Consider the following 25,726-nt stretch of genomic DNA (forward strand, 5'->3'; position numbering starts at 1 on the left):
ATTTTCAATTTATAATTTCTAATTTCTATTAAATTTTAAATAACTAATTTCTAAAGCTATCGTAGAGAAGGTTTGAAAATTTTAGCATTGAAAATTTAATAGAAATTAGGAATTAGAAATTAGAAATTTTCTCTTTATGAATTCTAAAATAAAAAAAATAATCTATTCCTTCATAATATTCCTGAATATTCTTTTTTTTGCGTCTCCAATTTTGCCAACTTATGCTGCCGGTTGTCCTGAAGGTAAAGTTGCAGTAATCGGCGATTCGTTGACAGTAGGATATGGCCCAAGGTTAAAGGCCAAATGTCCGAAAGTTGATGTTTTTGCCAAAAGTGGTGCCGAAACTTCTTTTATTAAAGGCCTTCTTGAACAAAATGTTTTAAATGGGGGATATAACCAGGTTATAATTTTCGCAGGAGTAAATGATGCAAACAATCTTAAATCTCCAGCAAATATCGAAAAAAATCTTGCTGACATGTACAAAGAAGCCAAAGATAAAAATATTGCAGTTACAGCTATTACTATTCCATATTGGACTGAGCTCGCAACAGATAGAAAAGGTCAGCAAAAAAAACAGATTATATCTGAAGTAAATACATGGATTCAACAAAATGCGCCAAATACTATAACTGCTCCAACATGGGTTGAAAAGCTGCACAGTGGAACAAATTATACCAATCTGATTGCCAAAATCATGAGTGCATCATTGCCAGCAACACAGACGACGACTACTCCAACTCCTACTCCAATAGCTCCTACGACTCCAACTACAAATGATGTCAAAGCAACTTGCAAAGGAACTGATTCGCTAGATCAAAGTCAAACAAAAGATATAACTTTTTCAACCACAGAAACCGATCAAAGTAAAATCGCCACTGGAGCTTCTGATCAATGCTATAAAGAATGTGATACTGAAGGATGGACGAATTGCTCAGCTACAGTTAATAGCGTTACTGCTCAAGCACCAACTCAAACTCCAATTCCAGGAAGTGACGGTTCAACTCCAGCTACAGGTGTTGATACTACAGCTCAAGCTCCAACATTTGAGCCTAATCCATCATCATTAGTTTCTGGCAGTACTGCCTGTGAAATTTGGAAAAATGCTTTTAATTTAGGAATTTCATTTATCGGTGTCGCTGCATTGGCTGGAGTAATCTGGGGCGGATTCGGATATATCACATCTTATGGTAATCAAGAAAAAATAAAATCTGCCAAAGAAACAATTTGGGGATCAGTTGGTGGAATGTTTATCGGTCTTTTTGCTTATGTTTTATTTTCTTTAGTAAATCCTTATGTTTTGCAATGTAAAATAGATGCGCCGTTTAAATTAAGTATTAGCGGTGCAACTGGGCAAAATCCAAGTGGGACTGGAACACAAGGACAAGGACAAGGACAAGGAGGTACTCTTCTTTCAGGCAGTGCAAGCGATTTAGGAAAATGCGCCAAGACCTACGATACAAATAATAAGAGCAATCGTTATACACAGATAGTAGAAAATGCTGCAAGGACATACAATGTTGATCCATTCTTCCTTGAATCAACACTCGATCATGAAAGTTCATTTGACAATGGTGCTGTAAACAAAAATAGCGGTACTCTTAGTATGGGGCAATTTATGCCTGGTACCTTTGATGCAGCTGCCTCAGAATGGTCAAAATCTACTGGCAAAAGCGTTGAGCAATCTTGCCTTAATGAAATTAGCTCAGGACCTGTTGACCCCAATGCAGGCTACTGTTCAAAAAAGAGAAATCCTAATTGCCCAGCATACATCAGTTATTCTCCAAGATGTAAGCAATGGGTCAAAGATCATTCGAATGAAATGGTAGAAATCGTTGCTGTTCATCTAAAACAATTATTAAGAAATATCCCAACCGACAATTATGCTTGTGTTGCTGCTGGATATTTTTCTGGAGCCGGTGGTGGAAGGACTTGGTGCAAAGATCCTAATATGCCTGGGTGGAAAGAAGAAGACAGAGCAGAAGTTAATAAATATGTGAATAAAGCAGCAACCCTATATAATAAAGCCTGCCAGAGAGGAAAATAATTTTTAAAGAATATGAAAACTCGTTCAAAATTAATTATTGGAAGTTTAATCTTTTTAATCCTAATTATTGTTGGTGCGCTTTTGGTTCAATATTTTTTTAAGAATAAAAATGAAACACAATTGCAGACTTCCCTAGAATCAGTTACTGCTTTTTCGGCAAATGAAACAAATCAAATCAAAACAGAAATTAGCGAAACCATCCAATTTCCGAGTCATATTCTAAGTAACGGAGAGATCTATTCTTATAATTTAGATAATAGCAAATTTTATAAGACCAATTTAAGCACAAAAAAAAGTTTAGCTATTATACCTTTTGCCAATACAGATAATATTATTAACGCCCAATGGGATCAAAGTAATGATAAGGTTCTTGCTATTCAAGATAATTCTTACAAGATATTTAGTTTAAATGATAGCAAAGTATATCCGCTTGATAATAATTTATCCAATCTTTTTTGGCTTGATGGCAACAGATTAATTGGAAATTATTATAAACCTGAGGATAGTACAAATAGAATTTTAATTATCAATAGTCAAGGAGAGCTTCAAGAAACTATTTTAGATTTAGAAACTTCAATTGATGCTTTGCCAGTAAATATAATTGGCGCAAGCAATAATAATGTTTATTATCTTTTGAATGGCTATTTATATGAACTGAATCTATTAACAAAAGAGAATAATAAAATTATTGAACAGCAAATTACATCTGCCAAAATTTCACCTAGATCTGATAAAATAATATATAGTACTTTCATTGATGAAAAATTTTCTGATTTTGTTTTTGATTTAAATACAAGAGCGACTGCTCAATTACAAAATATTGATATTGATGCCAGCAATATTCTTTGGAGCAGTGATGAAAGTACTCTCTATTTAATAAAAAACAGCCTTGAAATAAGTGAAGGCTCCAGTGCATCTAGCTATTATCTTTTAGACAAAATAGAAAAATACAATTTAAATAATCAGCAAGTAGAATCAACAATAGACATTGCAGGTCAAGGTAAATATGGAGCAGACGATTTTTTCTTATCTAGCGATGAATCAAAAATCTATTTTGTAAATTCAGCCAATTCTTTTCTCTACTCAATCAACTTAAAATAATAAATTCATCTAATAATTAAAGTAATAATCAACTATGGCAAATGAAATGCAAACGCCTCAAGAAGTTATAGACGCAGCAGAATCAGAAATTCCGACACAACAGGAGGCAGTAGAAGCGCAAGGAGAATCAAAAACATATGGAGCAGTAGATCTTGATGCCAAGCTCATAACATACCAAGACAAGAATGCTCAAGAATATACGAAAGAAGAAGGTTATCGTAGTGAGGATGTCAGCAATTATAGTGAAGGAGATATGATTGGTGCTCTACAAGATGGAAGAAAAATGTCCAAAGATGATACTAGATCAGCATTGGCCTCTTTAGATTCCTCTGGCATCAAAAGACTGCAAGAGATGGCTGCCGATAGTAGAGTAAGAAATCGAGAAAGAAATAAAAACGTAGAACAAGAATATACTAATGCAGGACGATTAGAAAAACTTGCACAGCAAGCTGAGCAACTGACATCTTTGAGGAGCGAAGAAGGACAGCGAAAATTTATCCAAGAAATTGCTCAATCATTAAATTTTGGCACATATTTAAATCGTAAAACTACAAATAAACTTAACTCAACTCTTTCTTTACTTCAAACGCATGATCCTGAAGCAAAAAAGATAATTTTTAATGAAATAAAACCTGCGCTTCAAGATGCAGTTAAAGACAGCAATTTGCCATCAGACAAAGACACTGTAGATAAGATTATTGCAGAATATCAAGGTTAAAATAAAAAATTTAAAAGCCTGCCAAAATTAAGCAGGTTTTTTGTTTGCCAAAAACAAAGTTTAAAGATAAACTATATTAAGACTCAAGCAACGTCATAAGGTTCGGCCTTTTACTTGAAGAAATAAAATATTTTTTATATAAAGAACTTAGCTAGCAATATGAGCGTGGATTTTTGATAAGGCCGAACCTTTTACGTCTAGTTCATAGATTTAAAAGGTTCGGCTTTGTACATGTTTCCAAATTAGTTTTGCTTGCCAAGATAACAAAAAAATATTATCCATCCTTTAAGTAAAAAGCCGAACCTTGTGGAAAAGAAATTAAAAAAACATGCCCAAATCAACAACAATTTATTCCTGCCAAAGTTGCGGCGCTGAATTTGTACGCTGGGCAGGAAAATGCGAAAAATGCGGAGAATGGAATTCTTTGTCTCAAATAACAAAACAGCCAACTATCTCAATGGGTAGGTCTTTGAATTTAGCTCAAGCTCTGAAACCACAAATATTTTCTCAAGTTTCAGCTCAAAATTTTAAAAGACTAGAAACAAAAATATCTGAATTCGATCGAGTTCTTGGTGGTGGTTTTGTCCCAGGATCCGTTATTCTTATAGGTGGAGATCCAGGCATTGGCAAATCAACTCTTGCTTTACAAATTTGTTGTATTTTACAAAGCTTAGGCAAAAAAATATTATACGCATCTGGCGAGGAATCAGCACAACAAGTCAAAATGAGAGCAGAGAGACTATCTCATAAATCAGATAATATTCAATTTTTAGGCACTAATAATGTTGATAGCATTCTTCAAACAATTGAACAAATCAAACCAGATCTAACGATCATTGATTCTATCCAGACCATGCAAACCGAAAATATTCAAACTGTCATGGGAAGTGTTAGCCAAGTCAAAACTTGTGCTATTATGTTGACTGAAGTTGCCAAAAGGAATAATTTACCAGTAATACTTATTGGTCATGTTACAAAAGAGGGTACAGTTGCAGGACCAAAAACATTAGAACATTTAGTTGATACAGTATTATATTTAGAAGGCGATCGTTATCATTCTCTTCGCGTTTTGCGTTCAATAAAAAATCGTTTTGGATCAACAAATGAATCAGGAATTTTTGAAATGAAAGAATCTGGTTTAGTTGAAGTCAAAAATCCATCTGGCATATTTTTGGAAGAAAGATTAAAAGGCGCTGAAGGTACTTGTGTTACAGCAACAATTGAGGGTTCGCGTTCATTTTTGATTGAAGTGCAAGCATTAGTTTCTAAAACAAATCTCGCTTTTCCAAGACGAACAGCATCAGGATTCAGTTTGAATCGTTTGCAGATGTTGATTGCTGCAATATCTAACAAAGTAGGTTTAAGATTAGATTCTCAAGATGTTTATGTCAATATCGTTGGCGGTATCAAAACAACAGAACCAGCAGTTGATCTGGCAGTTTGTTTATCAATTGTCTCTGCCTTTCAGCGAAGACCAATTGATGCAGAAACAATTGTCTTGGGAGAAGTCGGTCTGACAGGTGAAGTCCGCTCTGTTCCGCAGATTGAAAAAAGACTTTCTGAAGCTGAAAAATTAGGTTTCAAAAAAATTATAATGCCAAGAAGTGAAGTCAAAACAAGTCTACAAATAATTCGTGTTAATAGTTTGCGTGATGCAATTACGAAAATACTATTTTAAAAAACAAAAAACAAAAAATAAAAATTGTCATCCTGAGCGAAGCGAAGGATCCCATGACTAAACAAAAAAATCATGGGATTCTTCGCTGCGGCTCAGAATGACGATGCAAAAATAAAAAAACTAGCAAATGCTAGTTAAAACGAAAGTGCAAAAAATAAAAATGTGCTAGAGGAGACCTTTCTGATTCAAGATTGCGAGATGATTGTGATCCCATTTCATACGAGGTACCATCTTCATTGCTTCGCGAACACGACTCAGCTCTTCAGGAGTGCTAGCAGATCTGACATGAGCGAACAACTTTTCACGAAACATGATACCTGGAAAAGAAATTTCACCCTTTACATACGACTGAGTCAAAGCAACAGGATCTTCATTCTGAAACTTGAGTGCCATTTCCCTTTTCCTCCGAAGCCCGCCAAAGTTTGTAAAGGCGGGGAAAAGGCCTTCCGCTGTTTCTCGCGGAAAGCCGGAAACCATGAGAAAAACAACTTGTTAATATAATATAACAAAATCAATATAAAGCAAGTCCTTTTTACTCAAAATGAGTAATTTGGTCAAAATCAGCCATTTTTTCCCTTAATAGAGGGAATTTTTTTATGTCATTTTTCGCCACAAAATTTTCTGCTTCTGCTTTTGCCAGTTTTAACAAATTTACATCCATTAAAGAAGCCATTTTTAAATCAGGCAAACCAGATTGCCTAATTCCATAAACTTCACCAGGACCGCGCAATTCCAGATCTTTTTCTGCTAAAACAAATCCATCATCGCAATCAACCAAAGCCATTAGTCTATCATAAGATTTTTGTGACATAGAATCAGAAAACAGAAAGCAAAAAGACTGTTTTTCACTTCTGCCAACACGTCCTCTGAATTGATGAAGTTGTGACAATCCAAAACGTTCTGCTCCTTCAATCATCATGATTGTTGCATTTGGAAAATCAATTCCAACTTCAATTACAGATGTTGAAACTAATATCTTGACTTCATTATTTTTAAATTTTAATAGTGTTTTTTCTTTTTCTTCTTTTTTTAATTTGCCGTGCATCATTGCGATTTCAAATTCCGGAAAAATTTCTTTGCTTAATTTTTCATATTCTTCTTCAACTGCTTTCACATCATCCCATTGATTATTTTGAGGACTAAATTCTTTTTCATCATTTTTTTCTTCGCCTGCCTTAATTCTTGGACAAACAACAAAAACCTGCCTGCCTAATTTTATTTTTTCTCTAATAAATTCATAAGCTTTATCTCGATTATATGGTGCCACTAATTTAGTTAGAATTTTTTTTCGTCCAAATGGTTTTTCTTTCAAAATGGAAATATCCAAATCACCATAAAGTCCTAATGCTAAAGTTCTTGGAATTGGTGTTGCTGTCATTGATAACAGATGCGGCGTTTTTTTCGTAGAAACGTTGCAATGCAACGTCGCTACGGCGTTCAATTTTTTTAATTTCGCTCTTTGCTCAACACCAAAACGATGCTGTTCATCAATTACAGTTAAAGCCAAATTTTTAAATTTTACATCTTCTTGAATAACTGCGTGCGTGCCGATCAAAATGTCAACATCGCCATTTTTAATTTTATTCAACAAAATCTTTTTACTGACAGTCTTGTCATTGAATTTACGATCAACGCGAGTCAACAATGCCAGCGTAGCGACAGGGCAGTGCCCTGTCGCTACGAGTTTTTGTATTGTTTCAAAGTGTTGTTTAGCCAAAATTTCTGTTGGCGCCATTAAAATTGATTGTTTTTTCTGATTCGCAATCAAATACATTGCCATCAATGCGACAACAGTTTTGCCAGATCCAACATCACCTTCCAACAATCTATTCATTGGCTTATTTTTTTCTAAATCTAAGAAAATTTCCCAAGCTGATATCTTTTGATCTTTTGTTAATTTGAAGGGTAGGGAATCAACAAATTTTTTAATTAAATCTTTATTAAATTTAATTTTAAATGCTTTATTTTCCTGCCATTTTTTCTTTTTTAATAAATTATTTAATTGTAATAAAAATAATTCATCAAAAGCTAATCTTAACCTTGCTTTTTTCAAAATTTCTAAATTATCTGGAAAATGAATTTGTTTTAATGCCTCGCCTAAATTTATCAAGCTTAATTTTTCTTTAATTTCTTCTGGCAAAAAGTCATCAAATTTATCCGACAATTTTAGCAATGGTCTTAGAATAAATCTTAAATATTTTGAAGACATGCCATTTGTTTCAGAATAAACTGGCAAAATTTTTCCTGACCCATCGTTAAATTTTTCAAAAGCAGGGGAATTCATTGATACCGAATTATAATTCAATTCAACTTTGCCATTCAATGTTACAAATGTCCCAACGCGAAAATATTTTTCTAAATATGGCTGATTAAACCAAACAATTTTAAGATCGCCAGATTCATCAGAAATTTTCGCTTCAGTCAAAGTCAGCCATCTTTTTGAAGTCGGCTTGTTTTTTATTGATTTGATCATTCCTCTGATTGTCTGTTTCTCATTTATTTTTAAATTTTTGATTAAAGTAATATTGCTAAAATCATCATAGCGAAAAGGAAAATAAAAAAATAGATCAGAAACAGTTTTCAATTCTAATCTTTCTAAAGCACGTTTATGCTTCAGATCAAATTTCCGCAAACTATTCAATTTTGTTGATAATCTAACATTTTTCATCTTATCTTATTATCTCTAGAAAATAAAAAAAGAGCAATATCATGCTCTAAAAGATCAATAAATTAACATTGTCCATAAATCCCTCTTTTTGCTCTCGCCTCTGTTTCATCTAGAAGAATTTCAATTGCTCGCTCGGGTGTGTCATCATGAACCAGATCTGATATTCTACGAAGAAAAGCCCTTGTCAATTCTCGATTGCTAATCCTAAAGATATCTACCAGTAACATTTCAATTGGAACTTTCTGATAATGCATTACTCCGCACAAAACATCATCAGCCATTGAAGCAATCTGTCTAAATGCTCTGAAGTGATTGCAAGGGAAGTTTCTATGGTTATAACGAAAACCTAGGAATCCTTTATCAAACGGACAAGCTGGACAAAGCAGGCGATTATAAAGTTCGCGATAATATACTTCGCGCATATCATAGAACCAATGCCAGTACCATTTCTTTCCTTCTGGCGCATCAGGCAATTTCTTGCCAATTTGTCGCTCAGGACAGTCATTTGGATGAATGACGCCAAATTGTGCTAATTCTCGTGCCATTGTATCAAGCATAGCCATTGCACGTTTCAGAATTCTAGATTGGTCAGTCTCTTCTTTATAATCAGATTCACGATAAACATAAAAATACTCACCACCCAATGCCTCAATCGCTAAAAAATATTCAAGTTCTGATTTGTCAGACTTTTTGAAAAGTTCTTCTATCTCTTTAAAGGACAAAACTTTAACCATCTTCATCGAACCCTCCTTGTTCTCCTTCTGTTCTGGGACAAATAATTATCTCAAAGTTTCAGCTAATTGTCGAGCCCTTTCTTCAACATTATTATTAAGCTCTTTTAATTCAACCTCTCCATATCTTCTTTTCAAAGCTAATTTAATCAGCAAATCACAAAATTCATTATTTTTAGGCAAAACAGATCCATGCATGTATGTTCCAAAAACATTTTTGTATCTTGCTCCTTCAAATCCATCTTCGCCATTGTTACCCCAACCTTTCAAAACTTTGCCTAATGGTTCAACGCCTTCGCCTAGATATGTTTTTCCAGAATGATTTTCAAATCCAACAATTTTTTTAGAATTAATCAAATTAGATTCGATCAATATATTTCCAATCATTCGATCATAGCTCGCTAAAGTTTTAACATTCAAAATTCCTAATCCCAATAATTTTGGTCCTTGATGCGGTTGATAATAATGTCCTAATAATTGATATCCTCCGCAGACAGTTAAAAATACAGCGCCATTTTCTGCTGCTTGTTTCAAATTTGCTTTATTTTCTCTCAAATCTTTAGACGCTAAAATTTGTTCTTTATCCTGACCTCCGCCAAAAAAATAAAAATCAAATTTTTCAATATTAACTTTTGCATTAACATCCAAATCAGTTATTTCAGTTTCAATTCCTCGCCATTCACATCTTTTTTGAAAAGCTAAAACATTACCGCGGTCGCCGTAAATATTCATGATACGTGGATACAAGTAGCCAATATTTAACTTCATAAAAATTATCAATTATCAATTTTCAATAAATTTTCAATTATCAATTTCCAACAGGACTTTGAAAATTGAACATTGATCATTTATTGAAAATTGGTCATTGAAAATTATAGCCAGCTTTGTTTTAAGTATCCCTTTTTCGCAATAATATTTCTTAAATCTAGCATGGAAGAATAAGTAGGCAAAATATATAAAGTTTCACCAGCATCTAATTTCATTTTAGCCATTTCAAGAAGTTTATCATAATCTTTTTCTAGGCCAATTTTATTCAAATCAAGTCCAGCATATTTGAATCTTAAAACAAGTTCTTCAGCGCGTTGGCCCGCCACAAAAACATAATCAACAAAATTAATTAATCTTTCAAAATCAACATCCCAAATCCAAGAAATATCTCGACCATCAGGAATATTATCATTTAAAGTAATAATCATTTTCTTTTTTTTGCCATCAGTTTCAAGCAATTTGATTACTTCATTAAAGCCAGTTGGATTTTTGACAAGCATTAAAATCGCATCATTTTTATCTAACTTAAATTTTTCTAGTCTTCCAAAAGCAGCTTTTGTTTTTTCAATTCCTAACTTTATTTTATCAAAAGAAATATCTAAATTTAAACAGCAAGCAGCTGCAGCCAAGACATTATAAATATTATAAAATCCAGGCAAAGGAAAATGGACACTTATTTTCTTTGCATCTTCTTGCATCAAAATATCAGATCCATTAAAACTATTTAATTTAATTTCTTCTGCTGACAAATTTAAATTAGGCCTAGTTAATCCGCATTTCGGGCAATGATATTTGCCAATATGAGAATAAAAAAGAGCGCTATAAACTAATGGCTCTTTACAATTTGGACAATTTTTTGAATCTGCAGATTCTGCTATTTTTTCTATTTTATAATTTTCATTATTAACGCCGTAAAAAAAGATATTCTTTTTATTTATAGCAATACTTGAAACAAGGGGATCATCAGCATTCAAAATAATTTTAGTTTCGCCTGATAAATTATCAATTGTCTCTTTCCAAAGTTTTGCTAATTTTTCTAACTCGCCATATCGATCTAATTGATCGCGAAATAAATTCATTAACACAACAACTTTTGGATTTGTTTGTTTGGCTACCAAAGGCACAGTTGCTTCATCGACTTCAAATACCGCCCAATCATAATTTAATTTGCCATTTAACGAACATTTTGAGAGCAGGCTAGAAGTCACACCAGACAATAAATTTGCGCCAGCTCGATTATGGATAAACTCAAAATTTTCTTCGTTTAAAATATTTGAAATTAATCTTGTAGTCGTAGTTTTTCCATTTGTTCCAGAAACAATAATTACGCCTTTTTTTAATTTTGCGCTTAACTTTGTCAAAACTTGTGGATCAATTTTTCGAGCCAAAAGACCAGGCAAAGAAGTTGCTTGACCTCGATTTAACGCTCTTACAAAAAAAGACGCTAACTTAGCAATAATAATGGCTAAAAAAAGACGCATTTTATAAATTTTCAATTTCTAATTACTAATTTCTATTAAATTATTAATTTTTAATTTCTAAAAACTTTAACCAAATTAAATTATTGTTTAGAAATTGATTAATTGAAAATTTAATAAAAATTAGAAATTGAAAATTAGAAATTAGTATGACTACCCTCAAGAAGAATCGACCGTAAAAATTTTTCATCAAAAATTTTTACTTTCTCGATCCTCAATCTCACTGTGTTTTTTAATTGCCCTCAAGAAGAATCGAACTTCTATTTTGAGATCCGCAATCTCACGCTCTATCCGTTGAGCTATGAGGGCCTAAACAAAAAGATGATGTTTAAACATCATCTATATTTTACATTATACTCACTAAAAATCAAGTTTTTGGGACTTCTCGTCAGTTTCCGCGTTTTCCGCGTTAGCTTCCGCGTTTTTCCGCGTGTATTAGAAACCTATTCTTCTTGAAAATTTATCAATTGTACCTTCGTCTTGATTTAAATCTTCAGGTAAAAATTTCAATAGCATTTCTCTTACTTTCAATGGATTCTGATCTTCAAGCTGAATAACTAATGCTGGAAATAAAGATTGCTTTCTTTTAAAATTCAAAACTTTTAAATCAGGTGGATTGTATAAGATCCAAAAATTATCTAAATCATCTTCATATGTATATAAAGTATCATTAATTTTGAAGCCTTTTTTCATTATTGCAACTTTCAAAATATTTGGTTTTCTTTGCGTATAAATGACAATTACAATAGTAAACAAAACAATTAAAACAGCAAACAAAAAATTCATTGTCCATATTGCATAGACCAAAGTTAATGCAGCTAAAATATAAACAACCAAAATCCAAGCCGGATTTCGATCATATTGAATGAATTCTCTTGCTTCCCATTTCATCAAAACATCTTCTTTTTTAAAAGCTAAAACTTTTTCAGTAGTTGCTGTCTGTTCGACAGGTTTATCTGATAATTTTATTGGCATATTTCTAAATTAAAATATAACAAATCTATTAATATTATAACACAAAACAAAATTATATTAAAATCAATTTAATATAATGTAACGCCTTCTGTTTCTCCATGATTAGTTTCAACATCATATGCATCTTCAAGCTGAGAAAGTTCAATTAAATATTTTTCCTGGATCGGATAAACTTTATCGTCAAATTCTTGGCACGAATTATAATTAGTAATGTTTTTAATTTCTTGCAGAAATTTTTCGCCTTCTTGTTTTGCAATTTCGCCATGATTCTGTTCATGCTTTTCTAAAAGAGCATAAAAAGTATTCCATTTTTGTTGCATGTCAATTGACGCTTCATCATAATTTATCCATTTTGGCATGATATATTCAATATTTACTTCTGCATCTACCGGAGTGCATCCATTGCCAGTTTTTAGAGGCAATGTCCAATCAATTGCATAATTAGCCATTGCATAATATCTTTCAGTGCTTGTTGATTCTGGACCTAATTCTTGCATTTGCTTGTTTAATTCTTCCGCAGTAAAACCAGAAATGTCATAATAAGTAGTTTTAATTTCCTCAACTAGTTTGTCATTAACAACAACTTCAGCTTTTTCTTGATTTTTTTCTTCAATATTTTGAATTGTAGCTTCTTTATTTTTTGACGCTAGAAAAATTGGATAAGCTTTCCATGCAAAAAAAGTTAATCCGAAAATAGCTGTCATCCAAAAAGCAATCAAAAGAACAATTATTAAAATCAAAAAAAATTTGCCATTATTTGGTTTTGTTTTTAAATTATTTTTTTGCAATTTATTTTATTTATTTTTTGGTTCAACGTGGACAATTACTCTTTCCACATTTGTAATATTTTCGCGAATAATATTTTTTAATTTTGTTGCTTGTGCATGAGATTCTTCCAAAGATAAATTATTATCAGCATAGCAATGCATAGTAATATATAATTTGCCATTAATTTTGCGAGCAGAAATATTATGAACATCAGCTAATTTATCAAAATTCTTAGCTAATTCCTGCACTTTTTGATTTATTGTTGAAAGTTCTGCATCAGAAATTTTTTCACTTTTCAATTCTTTTGTAACAATTGGATCAATGTGAATATTTAATTCAATCTTGGAATCCAAAGCATCTTGGATTAATTTCTCTAATAAACTTGCTTTTTCATGCGCTTCTTCTACTGTCAAATCATTCGGCAATTCTAAATCAAAGCTCACAAATTTATTATTATCCAAATTTTCAACGACAATGTCATGAATAAACATGCTATTTTTTGCAGATAATATTTGAATAGTTTCAACTATTGTTTCATCTTCGGTTTTAATTGAGCTGGTATGAATTGCTATTTCCGAACCAGGCACTTTTTTGTTAATTTCTGTTTTTAGGCCATTTACAATTTCATCAACTTTTTCAAGTGAAAGTCTTCGGCTAATTTTTATACCCATATCAATAAAAATATTTGGACCTAATGATCTAACTCTAATATAATCAGCAATTATTTTTTCATTTGATTTTAAAATAATTTCATCAACAGTTTCTTTGACGCCTTTTGGTGCAGTATCAACCAAGACATCAATTGTTCTTTTTCCTAATCTGTATCCTGCAATAAGAACAAAGACTGCTACGCCAATTGCTGCGATTGAATCAGCACCTTTTATACCGAAAGCTACAAAAACCAAGCCTAATAAAACAACTGCCGAGCTATAGATATCAGAATTAAAATGCAGAGCATCAGCTTCCAGAGCTTGGCTATTTGTTGATTTTGCGACTTTGTATAATGCTCTAGACCTTGAAATATCAATTATTATTGAAATAATGATAATCACAAAAGCATACCATGTTGCATGGACTTCTGTATCATGTTCAATTAATCTTTTAATAGCTTCATAAATAATCCAAAAGCTTGTTAGAAATAATAATCCAGTTTCAATCAATGCTGACACGCTTTCTATTTTTCCATGGCCATATGGATGATCAGAATCTGCAGGTTTGTCGCCAATTTTTACCGCAAAATAGGTCATAACAGCTGCCACCAAATCTAAAGCTGAATGAGCAGCTTCAGAAATAATGCCCATACTGCCAGTTAAAATACCAACAACTAATTTCATTGCAGTCATTAAAAAACTTGCGATTACAGAACTTAAGGCAACATTCTCTTTTTTGTGATTTATATGGTTATGCGACATAAAATATAAAATTCAATATTAACGTGAATAATATCATTAAATGCGATTTTGTCAATTTCTTATTAATAAAATTTTAACATTATTTTACTAATTGTTAAATCTTTCTTCTTATGTTATATTATTTATAAATCTTAAAAATTATTAAAACAAAAATTAAACTAAACATTATGAAGAAAAAGCAATCGGATTTTTGGGTAAAAGTAAAAAAATTATTTCCTGAATTTACTAAAAAAGAACGACCATCTTGGTATCTTGATTTAAAATGGGTATCGAGTTTATTATTTTTCATCTTTTTTGTTTCAGCACTTCTTATCTATAATTTTAGCCAGATCGTATCCAAGAAAAATGTCGTAGATCAAATGACAACGAATATTCAAACTTCTTTGCAAAAAGAATTGACTGATTTTTTTCAGCTTGCCAATCAATTTTTAGCAACAAATGAAAATTACGTCAAAATAATTTTAAACGAAGCAAAAAATGAATTAGATAAATTAGCTAAAACTTCAGAAGAAGCTTCGAAACAAACTTCAGAACAAAGTGGCGAAAAAATTCAGCCAATTAAAGGTCTCGATTTTTCGATAGATAAAAATCAAATTGATAAATATTCAAAAGAAATAGAAACTGCAATTTACAAAGAAATAGCTAATTCATTGCAAGAGATTCAAGACAAAGGATTGACCAATGCTACTGACCGCGATCAATGGCAAAAAGAATTGACTGACAAAATTAATTTTCCAAAAATTTATTCTCCTGAATTGCATCGCAAATATGTTTTAATTTCATCCTTATTATTTTTCATTTCTTTCATACTATTTTTCGGCGCCATATTTTTTAGCTATGCATGGGGCAGAGTTTTTACACCAGGACTTTTAATCTTGTTAACTAGTATTCCAGGTTTTTACATATTTAATCGCGCTCATAATTATTTAATCCATTCTTCTTTAAAAAATTTAGCTGACAGCAGTAATTTTCTGATCCAATTATTTGCTCAAGCAGTTTATGATGCCTTTAATCAGCAGATCAATTCCATCTATTTAGTTTACAAAGTCCTATTAGTTCTTGGTATAATTTTAATGATCACTGCAATTGCTGGCAAGATCTATCACCATTATAAAAATAAAAAGAAAGCAAAAAAATAAAATATATTAAATTCAGTAAACAAAAACGCCAAAATATTTTCTGGCGTTTTTTAATATTAAAAATATTTTACCTTAATAAAATTAATAATCCAAATACAACTAAAGTAATCACAAAAATCCAGCCAACAGTAAACAAAAATAATTTAACAGCTTCTGTTTTTTGTTTTTCAAGATACAGCATTATCGGTTTTCCAAATACTAAAGATCCAGTAACTGTTGCTGATAAAACAAAAAGTAGTAGAAAAGCAACCGGTCCTAAATAATTTTTCATCGAACCAAAAACCTTTTCCGCATTATTCATTATTAATGTTACTAAGGCGATATAGATTGTTAATCCAATAGCGCTCATAAAACTTAATCCAATAATATTTTCCTTTTTTACATCTGTCATAATTTTATATTATTTAATAAAAAACATAATTCCGCGATAGGCGAAGTATATTCCAAAAATCGCAAACAAAACAAACATTATAAAACGACTATATTTCATTGCCAAAATATTAAGTTTCGCCAGTGGCTTGGCCGCCAATTTTGGAAAAAGTAAATAAAAAAATAAAGGCAAGGTTATCGCTAAAACAAAAAAGGATAAATTCATTATCAAGAAAACAACTTTCCAAAAAATATCAATGTCTGGAGCGCTAACAGTTTCTTTAGCAGCAATAAAATTAAATAAATCAGCATCAGTATTAGTAACAGTGATTACAACACCAATTAAAAATATCTTCCACAATGATAATTCATGAGTTTTGCTTTTATCAACTTTCTTTTCTTTCGTAATCAAAACTTTAATGCCAAAAATTATAAAAGCTAATCCTGCTACTAAATCAATAATTGCTGAAACCAAAGTCGGTTTTTGATCAGGTGAAGCAATCTGTGCTAAAACAACGCCGAGTATAGTAATGCCAATTCCAATTATTAAAGAACCAAGAAGAAAAACAAGAGTTTTTGTCTTTGGATTTTTTTTATTGCCCAAGAGCAACAAAGCAATTGCTAAAATTCCTGGACTCAATGTTGCCGCTATATCAAGCGGAATTATTTTTGCAAGTAATTCCATCATATAATTTTGTTTTTATTTTCTAAAACCATTTTCAAAAAGTTCTCAATATATTTTTTTCCTTGATTATATGGCACATGAATTTCTGCATGAAATTGCTCGCCATAAATAAATCGTCTAGTGCTTTTTTGCGCTTGGACATAAGTTGATTTTGCAATTACCTCGAATTCTTCGGCAGGCTCAGCAACTTCCCAGCTATGAACTTCTGGTGCTGTAAAATTATCTTTAAATCCTTCAAAAATTGGATCTTTTTTCTCAAGCTTTATTTTTGTCATGCGAGTTTTTGGTTCAATCGCCGAAATATCAGACCAGCCCATAGACCTTGCTCTTGTATATCCATAAGCCATTGCCAAAAATTGATGGCCAGCGCAAATTCCAAGCAATGGAATGTCAGTTTGCCTGATAATTTCAAATTCGCCATTATGTTCAAACATTGGCAGATTTGGATAATCAGCATTATTGCCAGATAGGATAATTGCTTTTGGTTTATTTTTTAGGCTGTTCAACATCTCCATCGATACTTCAAAATAGGGAACAGTAACAGTTTTTAAATTAAAATTTAATCCTTCAATATGTTTTGCTAAATCAGTAAAAGTAAAACCATTATGTTCATTTCCAACAATTAAAACATAATCTTTTTCTGGTACAGTTGGCAATTTTGGCTTGCCAGGTGAATATAATATTATTTCATTTAGTTGTGCTGCATAACCAATAAATTCTTTAATTAATAATTTAAAATAACGAGCAGTTACTGGTTTAAAATCAATAATATTTCTAAATGTATCATTATTTTTAAATTCTGTACCAGAAATTTCTGTCCAAGTTTTATTATCATTGCTTGTCTGCCAAACAAAATTTTTGAGCCAGCCATCTGCATCAGTGGGTGTGGATAACATCCAAATTCGTGAAATTTCAATTGGTTTTCCTAAATCAAATTTTACAAAATGTTGATTTTCGCAAGGTGGTGGGCTTTGCCAAAAAGTTACTAAACCTGGATCATCATAATCAATAATATTTTTGGCATTATAGCCTCCAGAGACTTCGATATCTTTTACTTTTGCTCGCGTCAAATTCATAAAATGATCATCTGATTCAATGTCTACAAAAAAACGAGAAACAGTCCAATCACTTTTGCTTGTTTCTGTGATTGCTCGAACTCTCCAATAATATTGTTGTTTGTCCTTCAAAGAATTTTCTTTTTCAATTTTTTTATCAGTTACAAACTCGCCATTTTCTGGCACATTTTTATATTCAATTAAATTTTTAGAATCAAAATTTTTATTCGTATCTAATTGAATTTCATAATGCCTATTTTTTGGCCCACCAGTTGCATTGAAAAATGAAAGTAGAGGATCAAGTTCTGTCACAATGACATCCCAACTTGGATTATTGTTTAATTTTGGCGGAATAATTTCGTGATTTATTGTTTTTGTTGTCATATTTTTAAGTTAAAAATCTAAAGTCAAAAATTAAAAATATTTAGAATTCGCTATTCTCATATTATCATATAATTATTTGTTAGAAAATTTATTCTTTGCTATACTAATTTTAAGTGAAATTCGCAACGATTCGCATATTCGCAACATTTGCATGTATTCGTAAATTCGTATTATATTTTAAAAATAAAAAACAAAATTTATGGCGAAAGCACAAAAAACAGGCAAGTTTTTGGGAGTCTTTGCATTAGCAATGATCAATGTCTCATTAATTTGCAGTCTTAGAGGTCTACCAACAATGGCAGAATATGGTTTAACTGTCATATTTTTCCTTATGGTTTCAGTAGTCTTCTTTTTAATTCCGGTCTCTTTAGTTTCTGCAGAATTAGCAACTGGCTGGCCAAAAGGCGGTGGAATTTATGTTTGGGTCAGAGAAGCATTTGGTGAAAAAATGGGTTTTGTGACAATTATTCTACAATGGGTCCAAAATCTAGTTTTTTATCCAACTGCTCTTGCAGCAACTGCCGCAGTAATCGCTTATTTATTTGTTAAACCAGAATTAGCTAATAACCAGTATTATACTTTAGCTGTTATTATCATAGTCTATTGGTTATCAGTTTTAATAAATTTGCGCGGCATGAAAGTTTCTGGAAGATTCACAAGTATTGGAACAATTTTAGGCATAATTTTTCCAGGTGTATTGCTATTTGTTTTGGGTCTAGCTTGGATATTCAGCGGACAAGATTTTGCCTTAACAGTTGATTTAGAGGCTTTGATTCCTGATCTTGGCAAAGTTAACAATTTTGTTTTATTAACTGGCATGTTCTTATTTTTCGCTGGTATGGAAGTTTCTGGTGTTCATGCAATGGAAGTCAAAAATCCAACCAAAGATTATCCAAAAGCAATTTTTATTGCTGCTTTAATTGTTACAGCAATTTTTCTTTTTGGTTCATTAGCAATTGCCTTGATTATTCCAACATCAGAATTAAGTTTAACTGCCGGCATAATGCAGACCTATTTAGCAGTTTTAAACAAATTTAATCTTGGCTGGTTAGTTCCAATCATTGCTCTTCTAGCAGCACCTGGCATGGTTGTTCAAGTTAGCTCATGGATTGTTGGACCAAGTCGAGGTTTATTAGTTACTGCTCAAAATGGTGATTTGCCTCCTTTTTTTCAAAAAATGAACAAAAATAAAATGCCAGTTCATATTATGATTGTTCAAGGAATCTTAGTTTCAATAATCGCTTGTGTGTTTATGCTTATGCCTTCAGTTAGCAGTTCATTCTGGATTCTGACAGCTCTAGCTGCAATTTTATATTTAACAGTTTACATCATAATGTTTGCTGCAGCCATTAAATTAAAATACAGCCAGCCAAATACAAAACGTGCTTATGAAGTTCCTGGAGGAAAAATCGGTATGTGGATAATTGCTGGCATTGGAAGTCTCGCTTGTTTATCAGCAATATTTTTTGGCTTTTTCCCGCCATCGCAAATTTCAACTGGCAGTGTCGGTCGTTATGTCGGACTTTTAGTTATCGGTTATATTGTCTTAGGATTCATTCCATTTATTGTTTATGCTTTTAGAAAAAAATCTTGGAAAAAAACAATTAAAATAGACTAATCATTGATTGAAGATATCCGTAAAATCCGCGTTTTATCCGTATGAATCCGCATACCGCGGATTTAACGGATTGCACGCGGATGAACTGAAAACATTTTTACAAGAATAATAAATAATTATGTTACATAAAAAAAAGAAACAAAGTGAAATTAGCAAAGGCCATTCATCAACTTACAGCCAACGTTATTTTCATGAACCAATTCCAAAATACGAAATTCCAGAAAAGGAAATGCCTGCAAATGCTGCTTATCAATTAATTCATGATGAATTAAACATGGATGGCAATCCTTCCTTGAATTTAGCGAGCTTTTGTACAACTTGGATGGAACCAGAAGCAGATAAATTAATTGCTGAATGCAATAGTAAAAATTTCATTGACCATGATCAATATCCGCAAACCGAAAAAATTCATGAAAGAATGGTTAATATGATGGCAAGGTTATTTAATAGCCCAGAAGGATCAAATTCAGTTGGCACTGCCACAATTGGTTCGTCAGAAGCAATCATGCTAGGCCTTTTAGCTCACAAATGGTCTTGGATTAATCGCAGAAAAAAAGAGAAAAAACCATACAACAAACCAAACATTGTTTATGGCGCTGATGTCCATGTTTGTTGGGAAAAATTTGCCCGTTATTTTGATGTTGAAGAAAGAATGATTCCAATGGAAAAAGATCGCTTTGTTATTTCGGCAGAGGAGGTTGAGAAAAGAATTGATGAAAATACAATTTGCGTTGGCGCAATACTAGGCACAACATTTACTGGACAGCATGATCCAATTGAAGAAATTAATGACTTATTATTAAAAATAAAAAAAGAAAAAGGCTGGGATATTCCAATCCATGTTGACGGAGCAAGCGGCGGATTTATCGCGCCATTTGTTTATCCGGAATTAAAATGGGATTTCAGATTAGAGCAAGTTAAATCAATTAATGTTAGCGGTCATAAATATGGCCTAGTTTATCCAGGCCTTGGCTGGTTAGTTTTTCGCGATGAAAAAGATGTTCCGCAAGACATTGTTTTTAAAGTTAATTATCTAGGCGGAGACATGCCGACCTACACCTTGAATTTCTCGCGCGGCGGATCAACTGTTATCGCCCAATATTATAATTTCTTGCGTTTAGGCAGAGAAGGATATACTAGAATAATGAAAAACTGCGTTGACAATGCAAAATATTTATCCGACAAAATGATTAAATCCGGTTATTTTGAATCATTGAATCCTTCTCAACTTTTGCCAGTAGTTGCTGTTAAATTAAAAAAGAAAGAAAAGTTCACCCTTTATGATTTAGTGGACAAAATTCGTCAACGTGGCTGGATAATTTCCGCCTATACCTTGCCAAAGAATGCTGAAGACATAGTAATTTTCAGAGTTGTTGTTAGAGAAAACTTGAGCAAAGACATGATTGATATTTTGTTTAACGATGTCATGGACGCTTATAAATTCTTGCAAGGAGCTGTCAAAACATTTAGCAAAGGCGTAAAAGCTGAAGATACGACACACAAAATTTGTTAAAATAAATATTTTTTAAAACATGGCAAAATCAAAAACAGGGATCACTGTTTTAATAGTGATTATCGTAGCTATCGTAATTGGAGTAATTGTCTGGCACTATTTAGATGTCAACAAACAAATTAACTCCGTAACGTATACCTGTAATGACAGTAAAACTATTAGTGCAAAATTTTATCAAAGCAAAATCAAATTAACTTTAAGCGACAACCGCAATTTAACTTTGCCACAAACAAAATCAGCTGATGGAGAACGCTATGCTAACAGAGGAGAAAAAACAATTTTTTGGGGCAAGGGCAATGGTGCGACTTTAACTGAAAATGGCAAAATTACTTTTGACAAATGCAAAACCAAATAATCTAAAATAATTTTATTATGCCAAAACAAAAAACAGAATCTTCAAAAGTTTTATTAACATTGCTGATTCTTTTACTAATTATCGGTTTTGGATCATTTATTTATCTCTGGCAACAAGTCAGTTCAGTAAAAAATACCAAATTAACTTTGCTGACTGAAGAATATCCGCCGATTACTTATGAAAAAGATGGTAAAATAACAGGTATCGCTACAGAAGTTGTTGAAGAAATCATGAAAAAACTTGATGTTAATTATGATATCAAGCTTTTAAAATGGAGCGATGCTTATGCAAAAGCGCTAGATAATCCTAATACAGTTTTGTTCAGCACTGAAAGAACAAAAGAAAGAGAACATTTATTTAATTGGGTTGGTCCATTAGGAAAAAACACCACTTATTTTTATGCACCAGCAGATTCAACTTTGCAAATTAACAATTTAGCAGATGCCAAAAAAGCAGGAAATATTGCTACTTGTTCTTCATGGTTTACAGAACAATATTTGAAGGACCAAGGCTTTAATAATTTACAAAGCTCTATTGATCCCAAGAAGAATATTACACAATTGATTAACAAAGATGCGGATCTTTCAATTTTTACTGACATGACTGTCGGCAATTTGGCTCAATCTGCAGGCTATTCTCTGACAGACATCAAGCCAATTTACAAAGTTATGGAAACGCAATTTTACATCGCTATGTCAAAAGGAACATCAACTGCAATAGTTCGCGACTGGCAAAAAGCTTTTGACAAAATAAAAAATGATGGAACTCTAGCCAAGATTTATCAGCAGTATGTGCCATATATCAACAATCCATATTAGAAATTTTTAAAAACAAAAACGCCAAGAAATTTTCTGGCGTTTTTTTATTATTTAATTATTTATTCAGTATAGCACATCGGCCAAGTTGGATGATCTTTAGTTATCAAGCGCATTATTGAAGCTTGAGCATCAGATGTGAAATATGATTCTGGGCAAACTCTGCTTCCGCCATATCCAACGCCAAAATCAACATGTGCGCTTTCACCGCCATAAACCAAATTTCCAATCAAATCTCCTTGCTTTACGAATTGTCCGTCTTGGACAAAAACATTAGCAATCTGCATTTGGCCAATAGCATCATCTTGTGAAAAAGTTTCAAAATTATATGCTGGAGTGTAGTCTAAATGTTCAATGCCAAAACCAACATGCCAGCCCATTTGTCCAGATTCTTTGGCAGCTGTGTAGTTAGTAATATAGCCATCTGTCACGGCTTGAAAAGGAATTAAAGTTGCATCAATCATAAAATCAACTCCAGGATGCACAAAACCCCATGGTGCATTTGGAGACAGACTATAAGCTTCTGGAACAGAAAAAATTTGGCTTTCATTGACATAAGGAGTTACCAAAGAAAAAGGCATAAAAATAGTTACGGTTTTTTTCTTGCTCTTTATTTTTTTATCATTATATAAATAAGTCACTCTAAGATATTTAATGCCAGACGTTAACGAAACTTTTTTGGAATATTTTCCTTTTTTATTTGTTTTTGTTGATGTGAATTTTTTATACTTTCCATTAATTTGTTCGGCTTTCTTAATTTTAATCAAAACCTTTGTTTGCACAGGTTTTATTCTGCCATAAATTCGGACTTTTTCACCTTGCGTAATTTCTGTTTTATCAACATTAATAGTAATTTTTGCCTTGGCTTCTGCTTTAGAAACATGCAGGAAAATAAAACTTAATGGCAGAATGATTGACAAAATAATTATTTTTTTCATTTATTTTAAACTAATTTATAAAGTATTTCTCACTCCTAACAAAACTGCATCTGCCCGTCGTTGAAGGTTTTTGCGAGAAGCATACTTTAATGCATTAGCGCTAAATGCAGTCGGATATGAGCCTTCTTGATATTCAATCGTCAATTTTTGTCGTCCATATTTCCAATCTTTAATTTTAAAAATGCCAAAATATTCTCTTGTGCCGGATTCTTTACTACTGTCTTGGCTGATAATATGAATTTGGCGCTTTTTGTAATTTACTTGGCAAGTTCCATTAATATACCAATTTGCATCACCATTGCCTTCATCTTCATCATCAGTGCCCAAAACTTTCGTGCCTTTAAAATATTTTGTATTTGCTGTCACAAAAGTCATAATGTCATTTGGATATCCATACTCCCATGTTTTCAAGCTGTACCAAACGCCATTGATTTTGTCTTTTTTTCTTTTTGCCAAATTAATTTTATTGGTTAATTTATATTCGTAAGGCTCAAACAATACTGATGGATCAACGCCTGTTTGCAAATAAGGTTTTAGTACATATTTTTTGTAAGCTTTGACTAATTTTGTTTTTGCTTTAGGTTTTAAGTAATCATATGGAGAAACCAAATAGCCTATATTCCTTTTTGTGCTGGATAATAAAGCATAAGGAAAAGTAGCACTAAGAAAACTAATTTTAACACCATCTGTACGGCCATAGTCCGCCAGTTCAAATTCTGCACTTGATTGATCTGGATCATAACTCATCCCTAAACCAACGTACTGCCCTCGTTTCACTTTTTGTCCTTTAGAAACATAAGGCGTCATTATTTCCATATGCGTGCCAATCAAATTTTTTCCATAATTAATTTCAATAAAATATTCTCCGCCATTCTCGTAAATATCTTGTACAGTGCCATCCGCCCAGCTTTTTACAGGCGTACCAGGCTTTAATTCAATCCAAACATGATCAAGTCCTTCAATATGTCCGCCAGCATGCAAGCCGAAACCTACTAAGCCAGTTTTGTCACTGTAAAAAATATCTTCAATGTTTGCCGGCAAGCTTAATCTAATTGGCGAGGCATTATCTGGCAAAGTGTAGGTCAAACCATCAGTTTCTGGATCAGGTTCAGCTATCGTTTCTGCACAAGAATACTGAGTTAGAAAAAAGATTGCGCAAAAAACAATTATACAAAAAAGGAATTTTGATAGTGATTTTTGTTTGTACATATTTTTTATTTATTTTTTTTAAATATTTTTTGCGAAAGATTAATTGCCGGAAAGGTTCGCCAGTTAAAAGCATAAGAGAGCATCCTGATTAAAAATATCAAAGCAATGCTCAATATCGCAGAAATTTGCGCGTTTACACTAATATAGGAAGTCAAAATAGCAAAAAGTATTATTCCAACTAAAGAAGCAGTAATGTAATATTGGCCAGGCTTTAAAAGCAATGGCTCGCTTTTGGTAAAAATATCGCGCAAAAAACCTCCGCTAACTGCTCCAACCATTCCAATTAAAACTGCTGCCAAAATATTCAAATCATTTTTCAATGCCATTTGCGTAGAAATAATTGCAAACAATCCCAAGCCCAATGCATCAATAATTATAAAAACTAAATTTATTTTCTTAATATAATAAATAAAAATTGGCGTAATTATTGTTGCCACTAAAATTGAAGCAAGATACTGCCAATCTTCAATAATTACCGGCATTTGCGATAAAAAAACGCCATCTCTAATGATCGCGCCGCTTGCACCAGTAATAAATGCTAAGACAAAAACTCCAGAAAAATCATATTTTTTTTCAGAAGCAACCATTGCTCCAGTAATTGCTAATAAAAATACAGCAATGACTTCAAAATATAACGGTAATTCAAATTGGCCAATTAGCATATTTTTTTGTTTTTATTTTTGATTTGTTTTTCAATCTTTTTGATTCATACTCCGATATTGTAGAGTCTAATATTTTATTAATATCAGCAGGGAATTTTTCTAATTCTTCAATCGTAGGTTTACCTTTTTTAATGTTTGATAAAACCCAAAAACCCATATTTATCGAATCAAATTTTTTATTATTCTGTCTAAATTTAGTAAAATTGCTAACCAATGTTTTTAAACCACCGATGTTTGATACTGATTCTATTAATTCGTTATGCTCATTGGGATAGACTTCCTTTCTAGATAGGGCATATCCTAGTCCAGCCGATGTTATATATAAAATCCATTCTTCTCTGGGTTTATCATATTTTTCTAAATATTTTTTTACAAAAGAATATTTTTGTATAAAAGGTTCGTAAGAAAAATAAGCTACTCGCGTAATTTCCTTTACAAAGCTTGATGTTTCTTGTTTTGCCATACTGTAGATGTATAAACTTCACTTGATAAAGCTTCGGCGGGCAAAGACGGAGAGGGTGGGATTCGAACCCACGAGCCCCAATAAAGGAGCGGAGTTTAGCAAACTCCTTCCATAGCCACTAGGAGACCTCTCCATATGAATTAAAAATAACTAAATTACAAATAACTAAATTTCTTTTTT

General features: G+C 32.2%; 24 protein-coding genes and 2 tRNA genes. 9 read left to right on the forward strand and 17 right to left on the reverse strand.

What is annotated here, in order from left to right; all coding sequences use genetic code 11:
• Positions 1 to 136 precede the first annotated feature (136 nt).
• From WC663_00995 to radA, 4 genes are all read left to right on the forward strand, one after another.
• Entirely contained in the window at positions 137 to 2,044 is a 1,908-nt protein-coding gene (locus WC663_00995; protein MFA6295909.1) for a GDSL-type esterase/lipase family protein, read from the forward strand.
• 12 nt (positions 2,045 to 2,056) lie between these two features.
• On the forward strand, positions 2,057 to 3,145 hold the full coding sequence (locus WC663_01000; protein ID MFA6295910.1) for a hypothetical protein: 1,089 nt from the start codon (positions 2,057 to 2,059) through the stop codon (positions 3,143 to 3,145).
• Positions 3,146 to 3,179: 34 nt separating this feature from the next.
• The gene (locus tag WC663_01005; protein ID MFA6295911.1) at positions 3,180 to 3,863 is read left to right on the forward strand and encodes a hypothetical protein; all 684 of its coding nucleotides are present in this window, start codon (positions 3,180 to 3,182) and stop codon (positions 3,861 to 3,863) included.
• 328 nt (positions 3,864 to 4,191) lie between these two features.
• On the forward strand, positions 4,192 to 5,541 hold the full coding sequence (radA, locus tag WC663_01010; GenBank protein ID MFA6295912.1) for a DNA repair protein RadA: 1,350 nt from the start codon (positions 4,192 to 4,194) through the stop codon (positions 5,539 to 5,541).
• 165 nt (positions 5,542 to 5,706) lie between these two features.
• Here radA and WC663_01015 read toward each other — a convergent pair whose 3' ends face one another.
• From WC663_01015 to WC663_01055, 9 genes are all read right to left on the reverse strand, one after another.
• On the reverse strand, positions 5,707 to 5,934 hold the full coding sequence (locus tag WC663_01015; protein MFA6295913.1) for a hypothetical protein: 228 nt from the start codon (positions 5,932 to 5,934) through the stop codon (positions 5,707 to 5,709).
• A gap of 139 nt (positions 5,935 to 6,073) precedes the next feature.
• The gene (gene recG / locus WC663_01020; protein MFA6295914.1) at positions 6,074 to 8,209 is read right to left on the reverse strand and encodes an ATP-dependent DNA helicase RecG; all 2,136 of its coding nucleotides are present in this window, start codon (positions 8,207 to 8,209) and stop codon (positions 6,074 to 6,076) included.
• A gap of 62 nt (positions 8,210 to 8,271) precedes the next feature.
• The gene (locus tag WC663_01025; GenBank protein ID MFA6295915.1) at positions 8,272 to 8,943 is read right to left on the reverse strand and encodes a hypothetical protein; all 672 of its coding nucleotides are present in this window, start codon (positions 8,941 to 8,943) and stop codon (positions 8,272 to 8,274) included.
• A 45-nt stretch (positions 8,944 to 8,988) separates the two neighbouring features.
• A complete protein-coding gene (locus tag WC663_01030) occupies positions 8,989 to 9,708 on the reverse strand; it encodes a glutamine amidotransferase (GenBank protein MFA6295916.1) in 720 nt (239 codons plus the stop codon).
• A 104-nt stretch (positions 9,709 to 9,812) separates the two neighbouring features.
• Complete coding sequence (locus WC663_01035; protein ID MFA6295917.1) at positions 9,813 to 11,189, reverse strand: MurT ligase domain-containing protein; 1,377 nt, start codon at positions 11,187 to 11,189, stop codon at positions 9,813 to 9,815.
• Positions 11,190 to 11,423: 234 nt separating this feature from the next.
• Positions 11,424 to 11,495 (reverse strand) — tRNA-Arg (locus tag WC663_01040).
• A gap of 126 nt (positions 11,496 to 11,621) precedes the next feature.
• Positions 11,622 to 12,161 carry a hypothetical protein gene (locus WC663_01045; protein ID MFA6295918.1) on the reverse strand — a complete coding sequence of 180 codons (540 nt, stop codon included), beginning with the start codon at positions 12,159 to 12,161 and terminating at the stop codon, positions 11,622 to 11,624.
• A 68-nt stretch (positions 12,162 to 12,229) separates the two neighbouring features.
• On the reverse strand, positions 12,230 to 12,949 hold the full coding sequence (locus WC663_01050; GenBank protein ID MFA6295919.1) for a DUF922 domain-containing protein: 720 nt from the start codon (positions 12,947 to 12,949) through the stop codon (positions 12,230 to 12,232).
• A 6-nt stretch (positions 12,950 to 12,955) separates the two neighbouring features.
• Positions 12,956 to 14,341 carry a cation-efflux pump gene (locus tag WC663_01055; protein MFA6295920.1) on the reverse strand — a complete coding sequence of 462 codons (1,386 nt, stop codon included), beginning with the start codon at positions 14,339 to 14,341 and terminating at the stop codon, positions 12,956 to 12,958.
• A gap of 167 nt (positions 14,342 to 14,508) precedes the next feature.
• Here WC663_01055 and WC663_01060 point away from each other — a divergent pair, with 167 nt between their 5' ends.
• Entirely contained in the window at positions 14,509 to 15,480 is a 972-nt protein-coding gene (locus WC663_01060) for a hypothetical protein (GenBank protein MFA6295921.1), read from the forward strand.
• Between the two features lie 67 nt (positions 15,481 to 15,547).
• On the opposite strand, the gene WC663_01065 is transcribed toward WC663_01060, so the two are convergent.
• From WC663_01065 to WC663_01075, 3 genes are read right to left on the reverse strand one after another with little or no spacing between them, the layout of a single operon-like run.
• Entirely contained in the window at positions 15,548 to 15,871 is a 324-nt protein-coding gene (locus WC663_01065; protein ID MFA6295922.1) for a hypothetical protein, read from the reverse strand.
• A gap of 9 nt (positions 15,872 to 15,880) precedes the next feature.
• The gene (locus WC663_01070; protein ID MFA6295923.1) at positions 15,881 to 16,537 is read right to left on the reverse strand and encodes a GAP family protein; all 657 of its coding nucleotides are present in this window, start codon (positions 16,535 to 16,537) and stop codon (positions 15,881 to 15,883) included.
• Positions 16,534 to 17,973 (reverse strand): discoidin domain-containing protein, encoded by a 1,440-nt coding sequence (locus tag WC663_01075; GenBank protein ID MFA6295924.1) that lies wholly within the window; start codon positions 17,971 to 17,973, stop codon positions 16,534 to 16,536. The genes WC663_01070 and WC663_01075 overlap by 4 nt, the downstream gene beginning before the upstream one ends.
• Before the next feature lie 199 nt (positions 17,974 to 18,172).
• On the opposite strand from WC663_01075, the gene WC663_01080 reads away from it, so the two are divergent.
• The 4 genes from WC663_01080 to WC663_01095 all read left to right on the forward strand — a co-directional run bounded on the left by WC663_01080 (position 18,173) and on the right by WC663_01095 (position 22,277).
• Complete coding sequence (locus WC663_01080; GenBank protein ID MFA6295925.1) at positions 18,173 to 19,591, forward strand: amino acid permease; 1,419 nt, start codon at positions 18,173 to 18,175, stop codon at positions 19,589 to 19,591.
• Between the two features lie 118 nt (positions 19,592 to 19,709).
• Positions 19,710 to 21,104 carry a glutamate decarboxylase gene (locus WC663_01085; protein MFA6295926.1) on the forward strand — a complete coding sequence of 465 codons (1,395 nt, stop codon included), beginning with the start codon at positions 19,710 to 19,712 and terminating at the stop codon, positions 21,102 to 21,104.
• A 19-nt stretch (positions 21,105 to 21,123) separates the two neighbouring features.
• The gene (locus WC663_01090) at positions 21,124 to 21,459 is read left to right on the forward strand and encodes an MliC family protein (protein MFA6295927.1); all 336 of its coding nucleotides are present in this window, start codon (positions 21,124 to 21,126) and stop codon (positions 21,457 to 21,459) included.
• A 17-nt stretch (positions 21,460 to 21,476) separates the two neighbouring features.
• Positions 21,477 to 22,277: a transporter substrate-binding domain-containing protein gene (locus WC663_01095; GenBank protein MFA6295928.1), complete on the forward strand. Its 801-nt coding sequence runs from the start codon at positions 21,477 to 21,479 to the stop codon at positions 22,275 to 22,277.
• A 59-nt stretch (positions 22,278 to 22,336) separates the two neighbouring features.
• Here WC663_01095 and WC663_01100 read toward each other — a convergent pair whose 3' ends face one another.
• The 5 genes from WC663_01100 to WC663_01120 form a co-directional block, all read right to left on the reverse strand.
• The gene (locus WC663_01100; protein MFA6295929.1) at positions 22,337 to 23,212 is read right to left on the reverse strand and encodes a hypothetical protein; all 876 of its coding nucleotides are present in this window, start codon (positions 23,210 to 23,212) and stop codon (positions 22,337 to 22,339) included.
• Between the two features lie 15 nt (positions 23,213 to 23,227).
• On the reverse strand, positions 23,228 to 24,421 hold the full coding sequence (locus tag WC663_01105; GenBank protein MFA6295930.1) for a M23 family metallopeptidase: 1,194 nt from the start codon (positions 24,419 to 24,421) through the stop codon (positions 23,228 to 23,230).
• A gap of 5 nt (positions 24,422 to 24,426) precedes the next feature.
• Positions 24,427 to 25,083 carry a TRIC cation channel family protein gene (locus WC663_01110; protein ID MFA6295931.1) on the reverse strand — a complete coding sequence of 219 codons (657 nt, stop codon included), beginning with the start codon at positions 25,081 to 25,083 and terminating at the stop codon, positions 24,427 to 24,429.
• Positions 25,064 to 25,546 (reverse strand): hypothetical protein, encoded by a 483-nt coding sequence (locus WC663_01115; GenBank protein MFA6295932.1) that lies wholly within the window; start codon positions 25,544 to 25,546, stop codon positions 25,064 to 25,066. Before WC663_01115 ends, WC663_01110 begins: the two co-directional genes overlap by 20 nt.
• Positions 25,547 to 25,593: 47 nt before the next feature.
• Positions 25,594 to 25,679 (reverse strand) — tRNA-Ser (locus WC663_01120).
• Positions 25,680 to 25,726: the final 47 nt, after the last annotated feature.

Source organism: Patescibacteria group bacterium, assembly GCA_041662665.1.
Lineage (GTDB): Bacteria > Patescibacteriota > JABMPQ01 > JABMPQ01 > JAQVVF01 > JAQVVF01.

What these genes read in the sequence shown, in the direction of transcription:
- WC663_01075 (MFA6295924.1), bottom strand. Translation starts at nt 17,973, where the DNA reads ATGACAACAAAAACAATAAATCACGAAATTATTCCGCCAAAATTAAAC.
- WC663_01095 (MFA6295928.1), top strand. Translation starts at nt 21,477, where the DNA reads ATGCCAAAACAAAAAACAGAATCTTCAAAAGTTTTATTAACATTGCTG.
- WC663_01055 (MFA6295920.1), bottom strand. Translation starts at nt 14,341, where the DNA reads ATGTCGCATAACCATATAAATCACAAAAAAGAGAATGTTGCCTTAAGT.
- WC663_01085 (MFA6295926.1), top strand. Translation starts at nt 19,710, where the DNA reads ATGTTACATAAAAAAAAGAAACAAAGTGAAATTAGCAAAGGCCATTCA.
- WC663_01100 (MFA6295929.1), bottom strand. Translation starts at nt 23,212, where the DNA reads ATGAAAAAAATAATTATTTTGTCAATCATTCTGCCATTAAGTTTTATT.
- WC663_01030 (MFA6295916.1), bottom strand. Translation starts at nt 9,708, where the DNA reads ATGAAGTTAAATATTGGCTACTTGTATCCACGTATCATGAATATTTAC.
- WC663_01000 (MFA6295910.1), top strand. Translation starts at nt 2,057, where the DNA reads ATGAAAACTCGTTCAAAATTAATTATTGGAAGTTTAATCTTTTTAATC.
- WC663_01110 (MFA6295931.1), bottom strand. Translation starts at nt 25,083, where the DNA reads ATGCTAATTGGCCAATTTGAATTACCGTTATATTTTGAAGTCATTGCT.
- WC663_01115 (MFA6295932.1), bottom strand. Translation starts at nt 25,546, where the DNA reads ATGGCAAAACAAGAAACATCAAGCTTTGTAAAGGAAATTACGCGAGTA.
- WC663_01045 (MFA6295918.1), bottom strand. Translation starts at nt 12,161, where the DNA reads ATGCCAATAAAATTATCAGATAAACCTGTCGAACAGACAGCAACTACT.
- WC663_01065 (MFA6295922.1), bottom strand. Translation starts at nt 15,871, where the DNA reads ATGACAGATGTAAAAAAGGAAAATATTATTGGATTAAGTTTTATGAGC.
- WC663_01070 (MFA6295923.1), bottom strand. Translation starts at nt 16,537, where the DNA reads ATGATGGAATTACTTGCAAAAATAATTCCGCTTGATATAGCGGCAACA.
- recG (MFA6295914.1), bottom strand. Translation starts at nt 8,209, where the DNA reads ATGAAAAATGTTAGATTATCAACAAAATTGAATAGTTTGCGGAAATTT.
- WC663_00995 (MFA6295909.1), top strand. Translation starts at nt 137, where the DNA reads ATGAATTCTAAAATAAAAAAAATAATCTATTCCTTCATAATATTCCTG.
- WC663_01025 (MFA6295915.1), bottom strand. Translation starts at nt 8,943, where the DNA reads ATGGTTAAAGTTTTGTCCTTTAAAGAGATAGAAGAACTTTTCAAAAAG.
- WC663_01105 (MFA6295930.1), bottom strand. Translation starts at nt 24,421, where the DNA reads ATGTACAAACAAAAATCACTATCAAAATTCCTTTTTTGTATAATTGTT.
- WC663_01090 (MFA6295927.1), top strand. Translation starts at nt 21,124, where the DNA reads ATGGCAAAATCAAAAACAGGGATCACTGTTTTAATAGTGATTATCGTA.
- WC663_01060 (MFA6295921.1), top strand. Translation starts at nt 14,509, where the DNA reads ATGAAGAAAAAGCAATCGGATTTTTGGGTAAAAGTAAAAAAATTATTT.
- WC663_01035 (MFA6295917.1), bottom strand. Translation starts at nt 11,189, where the DNA reads ATGCGTCTTTTTTTAGCCATTATTATTGCTAAGTTAGCGTCTTTTTTT.
- WC663_01015 (MFA6295913.1), bottom strand. Translation starts at nt 5,934, where the DNA reads ATGGCACTCAAGTTTCAGAATGAAGATCCTGTTGCTTTGACTCAGTCG.
- radA (MFA6295912.1), top strand. Translation starts at nt 4,192, where the DNA reads ATGCCCAAATCAACAACAATTTATTCCTGCCAAAGTTGCGGCGCTGAA.
- WC663_01080 (MFA6295925.1), top strand. Translation starts at nt 18,173, where the DNA reads ATGGCGAAAGCACAAAAAACAGGCAAGTTTTTGGGAGTCTTTGCATTA.
- WC663_01005 (MFA6295911.1), top strand. Translation starts at nt 3,180, where the DNA reads ATGGCAAATGAAATGCAAACGCCTCAAGAAGTTATAGACGCAGCAGAA.